This is a genomic window from Streptomyces sp. NPDC006655 (assembly GCF_040703965.1).
Taxonomy (GTDB): domain Bacteria; phylum Actinomycetota; class Actinomycetes; order Streptomycetales; family Streptomycetaceae; genus Streptomyces.
Genome location: NZ_JBEYJU010000075.1, coordinates 1 through 16,347 on the forward strand (window position 1 = coordinate 1; position 16,347 = coordinate 16,347).

Sequence of the window (16,347 nt, forward strand, 5' to 3'; positions counted from 1 at the left end):
GTCGCCGTCCCGCCTCCGGGGGCCGTCGCCGTCCCGCCTCCGGGGGCCGTCGCCGCCCTCGTCGGCCGCCACAACGCCGGGCTCGGCCTCGGCCGGCTCGGACGCTGGGCGGAGGCCGGCCGGATCCACCGCGCGGTCGCCGCCGAACGCGCCCACCTCCTCGGCGCCGACCATCCCGACACCCTCGCCAGCCGCTACGAGACCGCCTTCACCCTCAGCCGCACCGGCCGCGCCGCCGACGCCCTGCGCGAGTACACCGAGGTCGCCCGGGCACGGGAGCACGTGCTCGGCCCCGACCATCCCGACACCCTCGCCACCCGGCAGGAGACGGCCTACGTGCTCGGCCAGTTGGGCCGCCACTTCGAAGCCCACCAGGTGTACGCGGCGGTCCTCGCGGCCCGGCAGCGGCTGATGGGCCCGGACCATCCCGACACCCTGCGCTGCCGCCACAACCTCGCCTTCAACCTCAGCAGACTGGGCCGGCTGGAGGACTCGTACCGGATGGCCCAGGACGTGGCCGCGGCCCGCGCCCGGGTGCTGGGCCCCGACCACCCCGACACCCTCGCCGCCCGCTACGAGGTCGGCATCAGCCTGGGGCGCCTCGGCCGCAGCGCGGACGCGCTCACGCTCTACCGTGCCCTGATCGACGACCGCACCCGCGTCCAGGGCCCGGCCCATCCCGAGACCCTGCGCGCCCGCCACGGACTCGGCGTCAACCTCGGCCGCCAGGGCCGCTGGGAAGAAGCCCTCGCCGAGTCCCGCGACGTCCGCGCGATCCGCGAGCGCGTCCTCGGCCCCGACCACCCCGACACCCTCGTCAGCCGCCGCGAGGTGGCCGTGAGCCTCGGCTGGCTGGGCCGCTGGACGGACGCGCTGACCGAGTACCGCCGGGTGGCCGTGGCCCGGGAACGGGTGCTGGGCCCCGACCACCCCGACACCCTGGCCAGCCGCAACGACGAGGCGCACTGCCTGGAGCAACTGGGCCGGGGCGCCGAGGCGGTCGAGCTGTACCGGAGGGTGGCGGTACTGCGTCAGCGGCGGGCCTCCGGCCGGGACCGGTGAGACACGTTCCGGCACCCGCGAACCGACCCCGCCCGTGGAACGGACCGGCACGCCTCTTACCCACCTAGATCATCACGTGTTACGAAGAACCATGCCCCCTGCCACCGAAGCGTCCCGGACCTACGACACAGTCATCGTCGGCGGCGGCCACAACGGCCTGGTCGCTGCGGCCTACCTGGCCAAGGCCGGCCGCTCCGTACTCGTACTGGAGCGACTGGGCCACACCGGCGGCGCAGCCGTCTCCACCCGCCCCTTCGCAGGGGTCGACGCCAAGCTCTCGCGCTACTCCTACCTGGTCAGCCTGTTGCCCAGGAAGATCGTCCGCGACCTCGGCCTGGACTTCCGCGTCCGCGGCCGCACCATCTCGTCGTACACACCCGTGGAGCGGGCCGGCCGGCCGACGGGACTGCTGGTCGGCGGCGGTGAGCGGCGGATCCGCGAGGCCTTCGAACGGCTGACCGGCGGCAAGGAGGAGTACCGGGCCTGGCGTCGGTTCTACGGCATGACGGGCCAGGTCGCCGAGCGGGTCTTCCCCACCCTCACCGAACCGCTGCCCACCCGGGACGAGCTGCGCCGCCGGATCGACGACGAGACGGCCTGGCGGACGCTGTTCGAGGAGCCCATCGGGGTCGCGATCGAGGAGAACTTCACCGACGACCTGGTGCGCGGGGTCGTCCTCACCGACGCGTTGATCGGTACCTTCGCCGACGCCCACGACACCTCGCTGCGGCAGAACCGCTGCTTCCTGTACCACGTCATCGGCGGCGGCACGGGAGCCTGGGACGTGCCGGTCGGGGGCATGGGCGCCCTCACCGACGCGCTGGCCGCCGCCGCGCGCTCGGCGGGCGCCGCGCTCGCCACCGGGCACGAGGCGGTACGGATCGAGACCGACGGCCGGACCGCCGAGGTCGCCTACCGCACCGCCGACGGCGAGGGAGTCGTCGGCGCCCGCGACGTGCTGGTCAACGCGTCCCCGCAGGAGCTCGCCGCCCTCACCGGCGACCCGGCGCCGGAGCCCGCCGAGGGCGCCCAGCTCAAGGTCAACATGCTGCTCAAGCGGCTGCCCAGGCTGCGCGACACCGCCGTGGACCCGCGCGAGGCGTTCGCCGGCACCTTCCACATCGCCGAGGGCTACCAGCAACTCGCCGCCGCGCACGCCGAGGCGGCGGCCGGCCGGCTCCCCGCCGCCCCGCCCTCGGAGATCTACTGCCACTCCCTGACCGACCCCTCGATCCTCGGCCGCGACCTCGTCCAGCGCGGCTACCAGACGCTCACCCTCTTCGGCCTGCACACCCCCGCCCGGCTCTTCACCGCCGACCACGACGCCGTGCGCGCCGAACTCCTCAGGTCCACCCTCGCCCAGCTCGACGCCCACCTCGCCGAACCGCTCACCGACTGCCTCGCCCTCGACGCGGACGGCCGTCCCTGCATCGAGGCGAAGACCCCCCTCGACCTGGAACGCGACCTCCGTCTTCCCGGCGGCAACATCTTCCACCGGGACCTCTCCTGGCCCTACGCCCAGGAAGGCTCCGGCCGCTGGGGCGTCGAGACGCGTCACCCCAACGTCCTGCTGTGCGGGGCGGGGGCGGTCCGCGGGGGAGGGGTGAGCGGGGTGCCGGGCCACAACGCGGCGATGGCGCTGCTGGAGCGCGACCGGGGCTGAACCGGCACCGGACGCCGACGGGCGGCCCCAGGAAATCTGACGGAGCATCAGAAAACCTCTTCCGTCGACCGCCCGGCTGCGGCATCCTGCGCCCATGCAGACGGAGCTGAGCAAGACCCTGGGAGTCGAGCACGCCGTCTTCGGCTTCACGCCGTTTCCCGCCGTGGCCGCGGCCATCAGCCGGGCCGGCGGTTTCGGAGTGCTCGGCGCGGTCCGCTACACCGCCCCCGACGACCTCAAACGCGACCTCGACTGGATCGAGGCGCACGTCGACGGGAAACCGTACGGGCTCGACGTCGTCATGCCCGCCAAGAAGGTCGAGGGCGTGAGCGAGGCCGACGTCGAGGCGATGATCCCCGAAGGACACCGGCAGTTCGTCAGGGACACCCTCGCCAAGTACGGGGTGCCCGAACTCGCCGAGGGGGAGGCGTCGGGGTGGCGCATCACCGGGTGGATGGAGCAGGTCGCCCGCACCCAGCTCGACGTCGCCTTCGACTACCCGATCCGGCTGCTCGCCAACGCCCTCGGCTCGCCGCCCGCCGACGTCATCGCCCGTGCCCACGACCAGGACGTGCTGGTCGCCGCGCTCGCGGGCAGCGCCCGGCACGCGGTGAAACACAGGGACGCCGGCATCGACGTCGTCGTGGCCCAGGGGTACGAGGCCGGCGGCCACACCGGCGAGATCGCCACCATGGTCCTCACCCCGGAGGTCGTCGAAGCCGTGGCCCCGCTGCCCGTCCTCGCGGCCGGCGGCATCGGCAGCGGGCAGCAGGCGGCGGCCGCGCTCGCCCTCGGCGCCCAGGGGGTGTGGCTGGGCTCCCTGTGGCTCACCGCCACCGAGGCCGACCTCTCCTCGCCCGCCGTGACCCGCAAACTGCTCGCCGCCGGCTCCGGCGACACCGTGCGCTCCCGCGCCCTCACCGGGAAGCCCGCCCGTCAGCTGCGGACCGAGTGGACCGACACCTGGGACGACCCGGCCGGCCCCGGCACCCTCCCCATGCCTCTCCAGGGCCTGCTCGTCGCCGAGGCCCTCACCCGCATCCAGAAGCACGAGGTCGAGCCCCTGCTCGGCACCCCCGTCGGCCAGATCGTCGGCCGGATGCACAGCGAACGCAGCGTCCAGGCCGTCTTCGACGACCTCACCCGGGGCTTCGAGCAGGCCGTCGACCGCATCAACCGCATCGCCGGAAGGAGCGGCAAGTGACCAGCACGCCCCCCGCCGGATTCTGGGCCCAGGCCGCCCACGACCCCGACCGCACGGTGCTCGTCGCACCCGACGGCGAGGAATGGACCGCCGGCCGCCTGCACGCGGCCACCAACCGCCTCGTCCACGGACTGCGCGCCGCGGGCCTGCGCCGCGGCGACGCCTTCGCCGTCGTCCTGCCCAACGGGCCCGAGTTCCTCACCGCGTACCTGGCCGCCACCCAGGCGGGCCTCTACCTCGTCCCCGTCAACCACCACTTCGTCGGCCCGGAGATCGCCTGGATCGTCGCCGACTCCGGCGCCAAGGTCCTGCTGGCCCACGAACGCTTCGCCGGCCCCGCACGGCAGGCCGCCGACGAGGCCGGCCTGCCCGCCACCCACCGGTACGCCGTCGGCCAGGTCGAGGGCTTCCGCCCGTACGCCGAACTCCTCGCCGGACAGCCCGGGTCGGCGCCCGCCGACCGTGAGCTCGGCTGGGTCATGAACTACACCTCGGGTACGACGGGACGCCCCCGCGGCATCCGCCGCCCGCTGCCCGGCAAGCTCCCCGAGGAGGCCTACCTCGGTGGCTTCCTCGGCATCTTCGGCATCCGGCCCTTCGACGACAACGTCCACCTGGTCTGCTCGCCGCTCTACCACACGGCCGTGCTGCAGTTCGCGGGCGCCTCGCTCCACATCGGGCACCGCCTGGTGATGATGGACAAGTGGACGCCCGAGGAGATGCTCCGCCTGATCGACGCCCACAGGTGCACGCACACCCACATGGTCCCGACCCAGTTCCACCGCCTGCTCGCCCTCCCCGAGGACGTGCGCGCCCGCTACGACGTCTCCGCCATGCGGCACGCCATCCACGGCGCCGCCCCCTGCCCCGACCACGTCAAACGGGCCATGCTCGACTGGTGGGGCCCCAGCGTGGAGGAGTACTACGCGGCCAGCGAGGGCGGCGGCGCCTTCGCCACCGCGGAGGACTGGCTGAAGAAGCCCGGCACCGTCGGCAAGGCCTGGCCGATCAGCGAACTCGCCGTCTTCGACGACGACGGCAACCGGCTGCCGCCCGGCGAACTCGGCACCGTCTACATGAAGATGAACACCGGCGGCTTCGCGTACCACAAGGACGACGTCAAGACGAGGAAGAACCGCATCGGCGACTTCTTCACCGTCGGCGACCTGGGCTACCTCGACGAGGACGGCTACCTCTTCCTCCGCGACCGCAAGATCGACATGATCATCTCCGGTGGGGTCAACATCTATCCCGCCGAAATCGAGTCCGCGCTCCTCTCCCACCCCGCCGTCGCCGACGCCGCCGCCTTCGGCATCCCGCACGACGACTGGGGGGAGGAGGTCAAGGCCGTCGTCGAACCCGCGCCCGGACACGAGCCGGGTCCCGCCCTCGCGGCCGGTCTCCTCGCCCACTGCGCCGAGCGGCTCGCCGGCTACAAGTGCCCGAAGACCGTGGACTTCATCGCCGAGATGCCCCGCGACCCCAACGGAAAGCTGTACAAGCGGCGGCTGCGGGATCCCTACTGGGAGGGGCGGACCCGGCCGGTGTGACCGCACCCGGCGTCGCAGGGGCGCGGGCGGGACTGACCCTCCAGGAACTTCCCGAGACCGGCCGCGTCGGTACCGATCTTGCGGTAGATGCGGGACAACAACTGCCGTACGCCCTGCTCGGTGAGGTGCAGTTCCTCGGCGACCACGGCGGCCGGTTGCCCCTGGACGGTCAGTTCGGCGGCATGCAGCTCCTGGGTGTCCAGGGTGTCCGCCTTGCCGTAGCGCAGGGGCAACGGGCGCATTCCGGCGGCCGAGAGTTCCTCCCGGGCCCGGCCGGCGAGTGTCTCCGCGCCGCAGTGCACGGCTCCCTCCAGACCCTGGTAGAGCCGGTCGGCGGCCTCCTGGAGCCGTCCGGTGCGCGACAGCGCGGCGCCGTGGCCGATCTGGGCACGGGCCAGTTCGTAGGCGGCCGGTGACTGTTCCAGGTGGTCGACGGCCGCCGCGTACAACTCCAGGGCCGCCGGGCCGCCGGTCACCTCGGCGAGGGTGTGCAGGGCCTGCCCGACGGCGGAGGCGGCACCGAACTCCCGGGCCCGCCGTACGGCCTCCCGGGCATGACCGATCGCCTCGTCCGGGGAGATCGGGGCGAGCGCGGACGCGAGCCGCAACTGCCAGGGGCACCACGCCGGATTGCGCCAGCCCCGGCCGTCCAGCCACGCCCCGACCGAGGCCAGCAGCCGCGCCGCCTCGGCGTACCGTCCTTCCGCGAGGAGCAGTTCGGCGTACACGGTGCGGGGGTCGGGGTAGATCACGGCGTTGGGAGCACTCGCCCCGAACCGGTGCTCATCGGCGAGCGCCCGCGCTTCGGCGAGGCGACCGCGGGCGAGGAGGGTCTGGATCAGGACGCTGACGCCGTACCACCGGGCGGCCACGACACCTTCCACCTTGTCGGCGATGCCCAGGCCCGCCCGGACCAGGTCCTCGGCTTCGGTCAGGCAGCCGCGGTGGTAGCGGACGTAGCCGGCGATGGTCTGCCCGAACGCGAGGTGGGAGCCGTGCCAGCCCTTGGCCGTGCACTCGGCGATCCCGTCCTCGAACAGCTCCTCGGCCCGCCGTGGCTGGTCGCCGTACATGAACACCAGAGCGACCGAGAGGGGGACCTCGAAGCCCCGGTTCTCGTCGGTCCAGCTCATTCCGCCGTGCAGGGACTTCTCGGCGTACGTGAGCGCGATGCTGCGCGGTTCTCCGCGCAGGACGGCGTCCCAGGCCCGCAACCCCAGGATGTAGCGTTCCTCCAGGCTCCGGCCCGGCAACTGTTCGGCGAGACGTGTCAGTGTCCGGGAGCGGGCGGGTGAGTGGGGATCGCCGGCGTGCATGGTGCTCCACACGAAATGGTCCGCCTGCATGCGCAGTTTGACGCGCGGATGCGTGGCCTGGCGCGCCTCCTCGGCGGCCACGGCCACTGCCTCGGCCATCTGATCGGTGTGGGCCAGCGCCGTCGTCAGCCGGTAGACGATAGAGGCGTGCAGGTCGGGGTCGATGTCCGGTTCCGCCAGCGCCTCGCGGAGGTACCGCACCGTGGCCGTCGGCTCGATCAGGAACGTGGCGCACGCGAGTTCGTGCAGGACCGCGGCACGGTCCTCGGGCAGGGGCGGTTCCTGCAGGGCGCGCGTGAGCAGCCGCCGGGCCGCATCGGTGGCCCCGGCGCGAAGGTAGTCGCGAGCGGCCTCGCGCAGACATGCGACCGTCTCGGGGCTGCCCTCACAGGGCACCTCCATCAGATGCCGCGCCGCGGCTGTGGGGCCGTACCCCGCGGTCAGCAGGGCCTCGGCGGCGGCGTTGTGCAGACCGGCCCGGAAGCCGGGGCGGATGGACCGGTAGATCGTCGTGGCGATCAGCGGATGAACGAACTCCAGCTCTCCGTCGAAGCCGTGGCCGTCGGCGAGGATTCTGGCCGCGCGCAGCTGCCGGGTCGCCTCGGCCGCGGCGTCGTCCCCGAGTACCGCGATGGCCGCGGCGAGCTGTGGCTTGAAGGGCGAACCCAGTACGGCCGCGACGTCCGCGAAACGGACGGTGGCCGTGTCGAGCCGCTTCAGACGGTCGATCAGTCCCGGCCCCTTGATGGCCGCGGCGAGCTCGCGCATCGCGGGCAGATCGTCCTGGGTGCCGCGGATCTTCCGCTGGGCGAGCCCGATGGCGAGCTCCACCGCCTCGAATGGGCTCCCGCCGGTTGCCGACCAGCACTCCTTGCAGAAGACGTCCTCGGCCGCCGGTCCCAGTTCGTTCCTGACGACCTGTGCCACGCCGTCGGCGGTGAGCAGCGCCAGGTCGTGGGGCCGGTCTCCGTGGTCCGCGACGAGGGTGCGCGGCGCGCACCCGTCGGACCGCCCCTCGTCGGGCCGGTAGGCGGTGACGACCAGCAAGGGGAGGTCGTCGATCCGGGACGCGAAGGAAGTCAGCCAGCTCAGGGATTCGGCGTCCGCCCAGTGCAGGTCGTCCACGAGCAGGACGACGGGCGCCTTCCGCACCGCGAGTCGCGTCATGACCCAGTCGAGGCCCTCGCGGACCCCGGTCGGGTCGGGCGCGGGGGCCGCCCCCTGCGCCTCCAGGCCGAGCACGGCGGCCATGACGTCGTACCAACTTCCCAGGAAGGCACGGAGTTCCGCCCCGTCCATGGTGGCCAGTGGCGGCTGCATCAACTGGCGCACCACACGGAACGCCGATCCCTGTTCGTTCTCCCCGCCCCTGCCCGACAACACGGTGAATCCGTTGGCCGCGGCCCGGTCCCGTGCCTCCGTGATGAGTGCGGTCTTGCCCAGCCCGGCCGCCCCGCTGAATGCGAGCAGCCCCCTGCGCCGCGCTCGGGGCACACCGTCCGCCGCGCGGCGCAATTCCTGGAATGCGGCGCCGAGAGCCCGAAGTTCCTCACGGCGTTCGATCAACGTGCTCCGTCCGGTGATCGGTTGCCGCGGCTCCATCGCCATGTGCCGTACCGCTTTCTGTCGTTCGGCCCGGAGGAGCCGAGCGTACGCCTCACCGGCACATGGCAGGACGGATTACGCACCATAGGGTGAATCATGACATGACAGTGGGATAATGCCCGCCCCTAGGGGTAAGGGGCGGGAACGGCGTTTTCCCGGTGCCGCCTAGGGTGCGGCCGGCACCGACGTCACATCCGCGTAGCGCGGTACGGCGCGGGACCAGTCGTAGCACCCGCGCATCCAGCCGGTCATGCCCTCCAGATAGCCGACACCGGCCGGACTCAGCTTCGGTTCGATCTGGGCGTGGAGCTTCTGGAACTCCTCGATCGCGCCGTTGATCTCCCGGACGGCCAACAGGACCGCGTCCTGGAGAGAGCACCGGTGCCGACGCTGGTGGGCCAGGGCCACGTTGATCATTTCGCCCGCGCGCTGTTCCTTCACCGCCGAGAACAGGTCGGCCGTCCATACCGCCACGTCGGCCGAGAGCCGGCTGAGCCGCCGTACGACGGGATGGTGGAGTTCGGCGACGGGCAGCTCGCGTGACTGGGCGGCTTCGTACAGCGGGTAGAAGGGCTCGACCCCGGCGGTCAGGGACCGTATCGAGGCGCAGTTCTCGGTCCCGAGCAGGAAGGGGTGGGCCTGCGCCACGGCTTCGTACAGCAGGCCGTGCACGTACTCGCGGCTCTGCCAGGCCCAGCGCGCGGCCTGCGCGGGTGTGCACCGCTCCCGGACCTGCCGGTGGAGATCCGTGAGCGCCGCTCCCAGGGGCGTGCTGGGCGCCCGGCCGTCCCGCAGGATCTCGGTGCTCTCGCACAGCACGGGCAGCAGGCGGCCCGGGGAGCGTCGGCCCACCGCCTCCGCGTGGTCGTCGAACACGAACTGGTACGCGATCTGGTTGGCCACGATCTGGAGGAGACCCGCGTCCACGGCAGGGCTCGTGCAGGCCGCCAGCGCGGCCGGCCGGGTGCGGTGGATCATCTCCGCCACCTCCGGCTCGTCGGTCAGCCCCCACTCGCCCAGCCACGCCTCCACCCCGCCCGCGGCCTCGGCCTCGTGCGGATTGCGGCGGAGCGGGAACGGCATGTGGAGGTGGGCGTCGATCAGATCCCTGAGGTTCGGGACCGGTCCCCTCTCCTCCGCGGCGGCGAGCGGGATTTCCTCATGCGTGGTCGACAACGTCATCACCTGCCGTTCGGGATTCCGGCGCGCCGTGGGCGGCCGCTGTGCGGGGCTCGCAGGTCATGACCAGGGAGCGCGGCCCCATGGTGATCCCGGGGCGCGGCCGCCGCTCGACGTGCCCCGGCAGGTGCCGCAGCCGCCACCGCCCGGCGACGGTGGCGAGCGCCAGGGTGGCCTCGACCATGGCGAACTCGTCACCGAGGCACTTGCGGCTGCCCGCCGCGAACGGCATCATCGCGCGGCGCTGGGCCGCGGTGGGCCGCCCCGGCAGCCAGCGGTCGGGGTCGAAGCGCTCCGGCTCGGGGAACGACGACGGATCGTGGTGGAGGAGGTGGGGGCTGTACAGCACGGTGGCTCCCGCCGGCAGCCGGCACCCCGCGAGTTCCGTCTCCTCGGTGGTGACCCGGGTGAAGAGCCAGCCGGGCGACGAGTGGCGCAGCGTCTCGGAGACGACGCACCGGGTGTGGACGAGGTGCGGCAGGTCCTCGGCACGGGGACGGCGGCCGCCGGGGAGGACGGCGTCGAGCTCGGCGTGCAGGCGCCGCTCCGCCTCCGGGTGGCCGGCCAGCAGACCGAAGGCGCTGGCCAGGGTGAGGGCCAGGGTCTCGGCGCCCGTGAGCAGCAGGGTGATCAGGTGGTCGTGGACCTCCTGGTCGGTGAGGGCAGGTGTCCCGCCGTCCCCGCGTGCCGCCGCCAGCAGCGTGCCCAGCACGTCGTCGCGGACGGCGCCCCGCCGCCGCCGGGCGATGACCGTGTCGATGACGGCGTGCAGACGGGAGAGCGCGCGCCGGTAGCGGCGGTTGCCGGGTGTCGGGAGGCGGAACAAGGCGTCGACGGGGACGACGGTGCGGACGAACAGGCCGCGCACGACGTCCGTCAGACAGTCCCGGACCTCGGCGGCGGTCGTGTCGTCCAGGGAGTCGGAGAGCAGGACCCGGCTGATCACGCGGGTCGTCAGGGACATCATCGCCTCGGTCACGGCGACCGGCTGCCCGGTGGGCCAGGCGCGGGACACCGCCTCGGCCTCCGCGGTGATCAGGTCGGTGTACGCGGTCACGTGCGAGGGGCGGAAGCCGGGTTGCAGCAGTCTGCGCTTCTCCCGGTGCGTCGGCTGGCGGCAGGTGACGAGTCCGTCGCCCATCAGCTTGCCGAGCCTGTCGTACAACGGGCCCCCCTTGTCGAAGGTGTGCGGATCCATGAGCACCTCGTGGGTCAGCTCGGGACTGCACACCATCCAGGCGCGCTGGGGACCCAGCCGTATCTCGACCAGATCCCCGTAGGCGGGCAAAGAATTCAGAAACGCCAGCGGCCGTCGGTAGAAGGCGATACCGTGGCCGAAGAGAGGGAATATGCCGGGTGCAGTACCTGTCGTCCATATTCGTTTTTGTGCAGGCACGGCGCGGTTCATGGAGACCTCCTGCGCGGCTCGGCATGGCAAATGAGCGCCTCTGGCTCGGACGTGACGTCCGAGACGAGTCCTGCCCAATTGAGCCGTATCAGGGTTTCCCGAGTCCTTTCTTCAAAGGGGCGCACGGAAGCACGCGGAAGCAGAATCGCCTGTGCCGCACACCGTTGACGCACCGCACGGCTCCCTGCAATTCCATGGGCACCTCACGTGTGGTCCCGCCCCACGGGCAACGCCTGGATGTGGCTGGACCGGGACGACGACCTGTGGGCGCGGATCGAACCACTGCTGCCGCCCCGGCCCGAACGGTCAGGGGCGCAGCAGGGTACCGGCGGCCTCCTCCAACAGGGCCACGGCAAGGAGTTCGCCATCCACGGGTCCGAAACGCTCCAGGGCCAGCCGGTGGATGCGCAACACTGTGTCGGCCATCTCGTGTGGGGTGCCGAGGTCTCTCGCCTCGCCGGTGATGACCTTGAGCTGGTCGTGGATGCGGTCGAGCCCGTAGGAGCGAAGGTAGTCCCCGGCGAACAGGGCCGGCAGGTCGCGGCGGATGAAGTCGCTGGCCGCCGCGCTGTCGGCCAGCGTGTCGTGCAGGGCGGCGAGGTCGATGCCCGCTCGGCGTCCGAGCAACAGGGCCTCGGCGGTCGCCGTGGCCTGCCCGAACCAGAGCAGGTTGATGAGGAGTTTCGTCGTGTAGCCGGTTCCCGGGCCGCCCATGTGGCGGATCCGGTCCGGTGGCGCCACCGCTTCCAGCAGCGGCCTGCACCGGTCGAGGACTTCAGCGGAACCGCCCACGAACAGCCGCAGACGCCCGTGTTCGGCGTCGTCCGGACTGCCGCCCATGGGCGCTTCGAGGACCTCGACGCCGTGGGCCGCGGCTCGCTCCCGCAACTCCCGCGCGGCTGCGGGGGCGTTGCTCGTCATGTCGATCCACACCGCCCCAGGAGCCAGGGCGGCGAACACGCCATCCGGAAGAGCTGCCGCAACCTCATCGGGTCCAGGGACCACGGTGACCAGTACATCCGCCCCGGCTGCGGCGGTCGTGCCGGAGGGCGCCCAGTGCGCGCCCGACGACCGGACCGCTTCCTCGCGTTCGGGACGCAGATCGGAAACGGTCACCGTGTGGCCCGCCGACACGAAGCGCCCACACAGAGGTGTCCCCATGCGGCCGGCGCCGACGAGGGCTATGCGCGAGGGCAAAGAATCACCGCCATGGCAGTCGTGTGTCTGTCGACTATGGCTCACCGGGGAACACCGCGGCCATCCTATGAGCCTGTGACGTGATCACACACGGCCTTGTACGCCCCCTGCGCCGCCGTCCCCCGCCTCGCCGAACCCTCCGAGACCACCCGCCTGAGGTCTGCTGAACAGGTCGAACGGGTCAGCAGTTCCACTTTGACGAAGCCGGGCTGTAGTTGTTCGCGAGGCGGACGAACTCGCCTCTCGAGACGCAGTCGCCGATGGCGCTGTGGTAGTTGTACTCCCGGTACATCGTGACTCCCCGCCCCGAGGTGCCGTTGTCGTGGACGGTGTACGCGAACTTCCCGTCCGCCAGCCATGAGCAGTTGTTCCAGGAGGGAGCGTCGTCCTTCCACTTGCACATCTGCGAGTAGGAATTGTCCTGATCGCGCCGGCCGGGCCTGCGCCCAACGCCACGACTGCCAACGCCGTGGTGAGCGTCCCGGACGCGATGGCGGTGAGGTTCTGCACCGGTGATCCTTCCCAGAGTTCCCGATCCTGCTGCCGTCCGGTCGCCCGGTCGTCCGAACGGCGATGGGTGAGCCGGCGTAGCGAAGACCGCGGTCCGCCGCTGCCCTTGTCTGTACTGCCGTTTCGTTGTCCGGACTGGGGTTGGATGCCGGACAACAAGCTCCGGACAGAAGGAGGCGGTCGAGCGCCGCTGTGCGGGTGCGGCTCGGTGGTGCTTGACCTGCCCGGGCGGCGGACTGAGGATCAAGGGTCATGACGCAGGGACAGGGCAGTACGGTTGACGGGGTGCTGCGACGCAGCGCCCGACGCACCCCCGCACGGGTGGCGGTGGAGTTCGGCGAGCGCCGCTGGACGTACGGGGAACTCGACGACGCCGTCTCGCGCGCGGCGAGCGTGCTGCTCGGCCAGGGCCCCGGCCGCGGCGACCGGGTCGCCACCTACGGGCACAACTCCGACGCCTACCTGATCGCCTTCCTCGCCTGCGCCCGCGCGGGCCTGGTGCACGTCCCGGTGAACCAGAACCTGACCGGCGACGACCTCGCGTACGTCGTCCGGCAGTCGGGCAGCTCGCTGGTGCTGGCCGACCCCGACCTGACCGCACGACTCCCGCAAGACGTCAGCGTGTTGCCGCTCCGGGACGCCGAGGGCTCGCTGCTCTCCCGGCTCGGTGAGGCGGCACCGTACGACGGGCCCGAGCCGCGCGCCGAGGACCTGGTGCAGTTGCTGTACACCTCGGGGACCACTGCACTGCCCAAGGGCGCGATGATGAGCCACCGGGCGCTGGTGCACGAGTACCTGAGCGCGATCGCCGCCCTCGACCTGAGCGCCGGGGACCGGCCCGCGCACGCCCTGCCGCTCTACCACTCCGCCCAGCTGCACGTCTTCCTGCTGCCCTACCTGGCGGTCGGCGCCACGAACATCATCCTGTCCGCCCCGGACGGCGACACGCTGTTCGGCCTGGTCGAAGCCGGACGAGTGGACAGCCTGTTCGCGCCGCCCACCGTGTGGATCGGGCTGTCCAACCGGCCCGACTTCGCCACCCGCGACCTGAGCGGGCTGCGCAAGGCCTACTACGGGGCGTCGATCATGCCGGTGCCCGTGCTCGAACGGCTGCGGGAACGGCTTCCGGAACTCGCCCTGTTCAACTGCTTCGGACAGAGCGAGATCGGACCGCTGGCCACCGTGCTCGCCCCCGAGGAGCACAAGGGACGGCTGGACTCCTGCGGCCGGACCGTGCTGTTCGTGGAGGCACGGGTCGTCGACGAGGACGGCCAGGACGTCCCCGACGGCACACCCGGTGAAATCGTCTACCGTTCACCCCAGTTGTGCGACGGCTACTGGGAGAAGCCCGAGGAGACCGAAGAGGCGTTCCGGGACGGATGGTTCCACTCGGGCGACCTCGCGGTGCGCGATCCCGACGGCTACTTCACGATCGTCGACCGAGTCAAGGACGTCATCAACTCCGGAGGCGTACTGGTCGCTTCACGACAGGTGGAGGACGCTCTCTACTCCCATGAGGCGGTCGCCGAGGCCGCCGTGATCGGCCTGCCCGACGAACGGTGGGTCGAGGCGGTCACGGCGGTGGTCGTGCCGCGCGGCGAGGTCGACGAGGCCGCTCTGATCGCCCACGTGAAGGAGAGGCTGCCGGCCTTCAAGGCACCGAAGCGGGTCCTGTTCGTGGCCTCGCTGCCCCGCAACGCGAGCGGGAAGATCCTGAAACGCGAACTGCGGGAGCGGTTCGGGCCCGACGCCTGAGGCCCCGGGTGGGCCCGCTGCCGCGGTGTCTCCCCGGAGGAGATCCGTGCCTCGCTCGACGGCGTGACACCGCGCACCGGGCCCACCTCCCCGACGGGCTCAGGACTGCGGGCCGAACGCCTTCAGGAAGCGGTTGCGGAACTGGTCCATCGCCCATTCCGGGGCGTTGTCCGCGGGCTTCAGCCCGTCCGTCCAGCCCCAGCCGGAGACACGCTGGAGGATCTTCGGGTCGCGGGCGACGATGGTGACGGGCACGTCCTTGTTGGCGGTGCCGCCGGTGACCGTGGGGACCGGCTGGTGGTCGCCGAGGAACACCAGGACGGTGTTGTCGTCGCCGTAGCGCTGCATCCACTGGGTCAGGCTGTCCAGGGAGTACTGGATCGCCTTGCGGTACTCGGTCCGCACACGCTGCGCGCTTTTCCAGACCTCCGTGGGGTTGGTGCCCTCCTTCTTGATCTTGTAGAAGATCTTGCCGTTGCCGAGGTCCTTCCAGTCGATGATGTGCGCGATGGGCGACCAGGGGTTGTGGCTGGACGCGAGGATGATCTCCGCCATGATCGGGTCGCGGTTCTTCTTGCCGTGCTCCAGCTTCTGGAAGGCCTCCAGGCTGAACTGGTCCGGCACCGGCGTCCAACTGAAGTACGGGCCCTGGTAACCGAGGTGCGTCGAGTCGTAGATGTGGTCGAGGCCGAAGTACTTGCCCTCGGGCCACGCCTTGCGCACGCCCGGCACGATACCGACCGTGCGCCAGGCGCCGGTCTTCTGGAAGTACTTGGTGAGGGTCGCGTGGTCACCGGTGGTCAGGGTCCGGTACCGCTGCTGGTTCTTGATCCACAGGCCGGACAGGAACGTCGAGTGGGCGAGCCAGCTGCCGGCGCCCGTGACGGGTGACCTCAGCCAGCCGCTCTGCGCGGCGAAACCGGCCGACTTGAGCCGGGCGTTCCCCTCCGTGAGGGTCTTGTCGATCTCCGGTGCCATCGCCGGGTTGTCGATCGCCACCCGGCCGTAGCTCTCGATGAAGGTGAACAGCACGTCCTTGCCCCGCAGTCCGGTCAGCAACTGGCCGGACGGGGTCTTGGCGTAGGCGTCGACGGCGAGTTGCTTCCTGAACACGTCGGCGTCCCCGAGCCCTTCGCGGACGTACTGCACGCGGTTGGCGAGGAACTGGCTGTAGCCGTTGGTGGCGACGGGGACACCGGCGAACTGCACGCCCATCGTGAAACAGGTGATCCACACGACGCCGAGGACCAGCGTGGTGCGTACCGCCACGGCCCGGTGCCGGGCCATCATGTTCGACAGCCGCACCATCGTCAGCGCACTCAGCACCAGCACGGCGATGAGCAGGACGATCGCGCCGATCACCGCGAGCACCTCACCCGCGTGACCGAACGAGTCCTTCACCCAGTCCGCCGCGTCGGTCAGCAGGACCCAGTCGAAGACCAGGTCGAAGGGCCGGGCCAGGGTCTGGTAGAAGCCCATGTCCAGGCACTTCAGCACCGTCGACAGGCCGATGAGCGACCCGGCGGCGACGGCCGCGACGCGCCGGGCCCTGGCCGGCAGCACGAGCAGGAGGATCGCGAGGAAGAGGGCCTCGACGGGGAGGCGGAAGAAGCCCTGGAGGGTGAACCGGTCGAGCCGGTCGGGCACGAGGATCGCCACGAGCACGAACACCCCGGCCAGCACGTGCGTACCCACCCGCACCCAGGCCGCGGCACGCGGCGGAAGCCGACGCCGCCGGAACCGGCCGGGGCGGGAGGAGGCGGTGCCCCCGGCGGCGGATTCGGATTCAGCCGAGGCCGAGGCCGAGGCCGTGGCTGAGGCGGGGGCGGAGGCGGATGAGGGGCCGGCGTCCGGCTCGTCGACGTCGGTGATCGCGGGCGCATCGGGCGCAGCGGGCA

At 71.7% G+C, this 16,347-nt stretch carries 11 protein-coding genes; 5 read left to right on the forward strand and 6 right to left on the reverse strand.

Going from position 1 to position 16,347, the window contains the following annotated elements; translation table 11 throughout:
* From AB0958_RS32440 to AB0958_RS32455, 4 genes are all read left to right on the forward strand, one after another.
* The coding region (locus tag AB0958_RS32440; protein ID WP_366894047.1) for a tetratricopeptide repeat protein at positions 1-1,062 on the forward strand (1,062 nt) is incomplete at its 5' end.
* Positions 1,063-1,153: 91 nt separating this feature from the next.
* Entirely contained in the window at positions 1,154-2,725 is a 1,572-nt protein-coding gene (locus AB0958_RS32445) for an NAD(P)/FAD-dependent oxidoreductase (RefSeq protein ID WP_366894048.1), read from the forward strand.
* Between the two features lie 94 nt (positions 2,726-2,819).
* Positions 2,820-3,929, forward strand: a complete 1,110-nt coding sequence (locus AB0958_RS32450; RefSeq protein WP_366894049.1) for a nitronate monooxygenase — start codon at positions 2,820-2,822, stop codon at positions 3,927-3,929.
* Positions 3,926-5,479 (forward strand): acyl-CoA synthetase, encoded by a 1,554-nt coding sequence (locus AB0958_RS32455; protein WP_366894050.1) that lies wholly within the window; start codon positions 3,926-3,928, stop codon positions 5,477-5,479. Before AB0958_RS32450 ends, AB0958_RS32455 begins: the two co-directional genes overlap by 4 nt.
* On the opposite strand, the gene AB0958_RS32460 is transcribed toward AB0958_RS32455, so the two are convergent.
* The 5 genes from AB0958_RS32460 to AB0958_RS32480 form a co-directional block, all read right to left on the reverse strand.
* The gene (locus AB0958_RS32460) at positions 5,449-8,361 is read right to left on the reverse strand and encodes an AAA family ATPase (RefSeq protein WP_366894052.1); all 2,913 of its coding nucleotides are present in this window, start codon (positions 8,359-8,361) and stop codon (positions 5,449-5,451) included. The two genes, AB0958_RS32455 and AB0958_RS32460, sit on opposite strands and share 31 nt — an antisense overlap.
* 204 nt (positions 8,362-8,565) lie before the next feature.
* Positions 8,566-9,582: a (-)-alpha-amorphene synthase gene (locus AB0958_RS32465; RefSeq protein ID WP_366894053.1), complete on the reverse strand. Its 1,017-nt coding sequence runs from the start codon at positions 9,580-9,582 to the stop codon at positions 8,566-8,568.
* A complete protein-coding gene (locus AB0958_RS32470; RefSeq protein WP_366894054.1) occupies positions 9,560-10,987 on the reverse strand; it encodes a cytochrome P450 in 1,428 nt (475 codons plus the stop codon). Before AB0958_RS32470 ends, AB0958_RS32465 begins: the two co-directional genes overlap by 23 nt.
* A gap of 306 nt (positions 10,988-11,293) precedes the next feature.
* A complete protein-coding gene (locus AB0958_RS32475; RefSeq protein WP_366894055.1) occupies positions 11,294-12,229 on the reverse strand; it encodes an NAD(P)-dependent oxidoreductase in 936 nt (311 codons plus the stop codon).
* A gap of 136 nt (positions 12,230-12,365) precedes the next feature.
* A complete protein-coding gene (locus AB0958_RS32480; protein ID WP_366894056.1) occupies positions 12,366-12,587 on the reverse strand; it encodes a hypothetical protein in 222 nt (73 codons plus the stop codon).
* A gap of 359 nt (positions 12,588-12,946) precedes the next feature.
* Between AB0958_RS32480 and AB0958_RS32485 the strand changes: the two genes are divergently transcribed.
* Positions 12,947-14,449, forward strand: coding sequence for an acyl-CoA synthetase (locus AB0958_RS32485; protein WP_366894057.1), 1,503 nt, complete (start codon positions 12,947-12,949; stop codon positions 14,447-14,449).
* 99 nt (positions 14,450-14,548) lie between these two features.
* Here AB0958_RS32485 and AB0958_RS32490 read toward each other — a convergent pair whose 3' ends face one another.
* The gene (locus tag AB0958_RS32490; protein ID WP_366894077.1) at positions 14,549-16,150 is read right to left on the reverse strand and encodes a sulfatase; all 1,602 of its coding nucleotides are present in this window, start codon (positions 16,148-16,150) and stop codon (positions 14,549-14,551) included.
* Positions 16,151-16,347 lie beyond the last annotated feature (197 nt).

Excerpts from the sequence above, each read along its gene's own strand:
- AB0958_RS32445 (WP_366894048.1), top strand. The coding sequence starts at position 1,154 with ATGCCCCCTGCCACCGAAGCGTCCCGGACCTACGACACAGTCATCGTC.
- AB0958_RS32450 (WP_366894049.1), top strand. The coding sequence starts at position 2,820 with ATGCAGACGGAGCTGAGCAAGACCCTGGGAGTCGAGCACGCCGTCTTC.
- AB0958_RS32485 (WP_366894057.1), top strand. The coding sequence starts at position 12,947 with ATGACGCAGGGACAGGGCAGTACGGTTGACGGGGTGCTGCGACGCAGC.
- AB0958_RS32470 (WP_366894054.1), bottom strand. The coding sequence starts at position 10,987 with ATGAACCGCGCCGTGCCTGCACAAAAACGAATATGGACGACAGGTACT.
- AB0958_RS32480 (WP_366894056.1), bottom strand. The coding sequence starts at position 12,587 with ATGTGCAAGTGGAAGGACGACGCTCCCTCCTGGAACAACTGCTCATGG.
- AB0958_RS32465 (WP_366894053.1), bottom strand. The coding sequence starts at position 9,582 with ATGACGTTGTCGACCACGCATGAGGAAATCCCGCTCGCCGCCGCGGAG.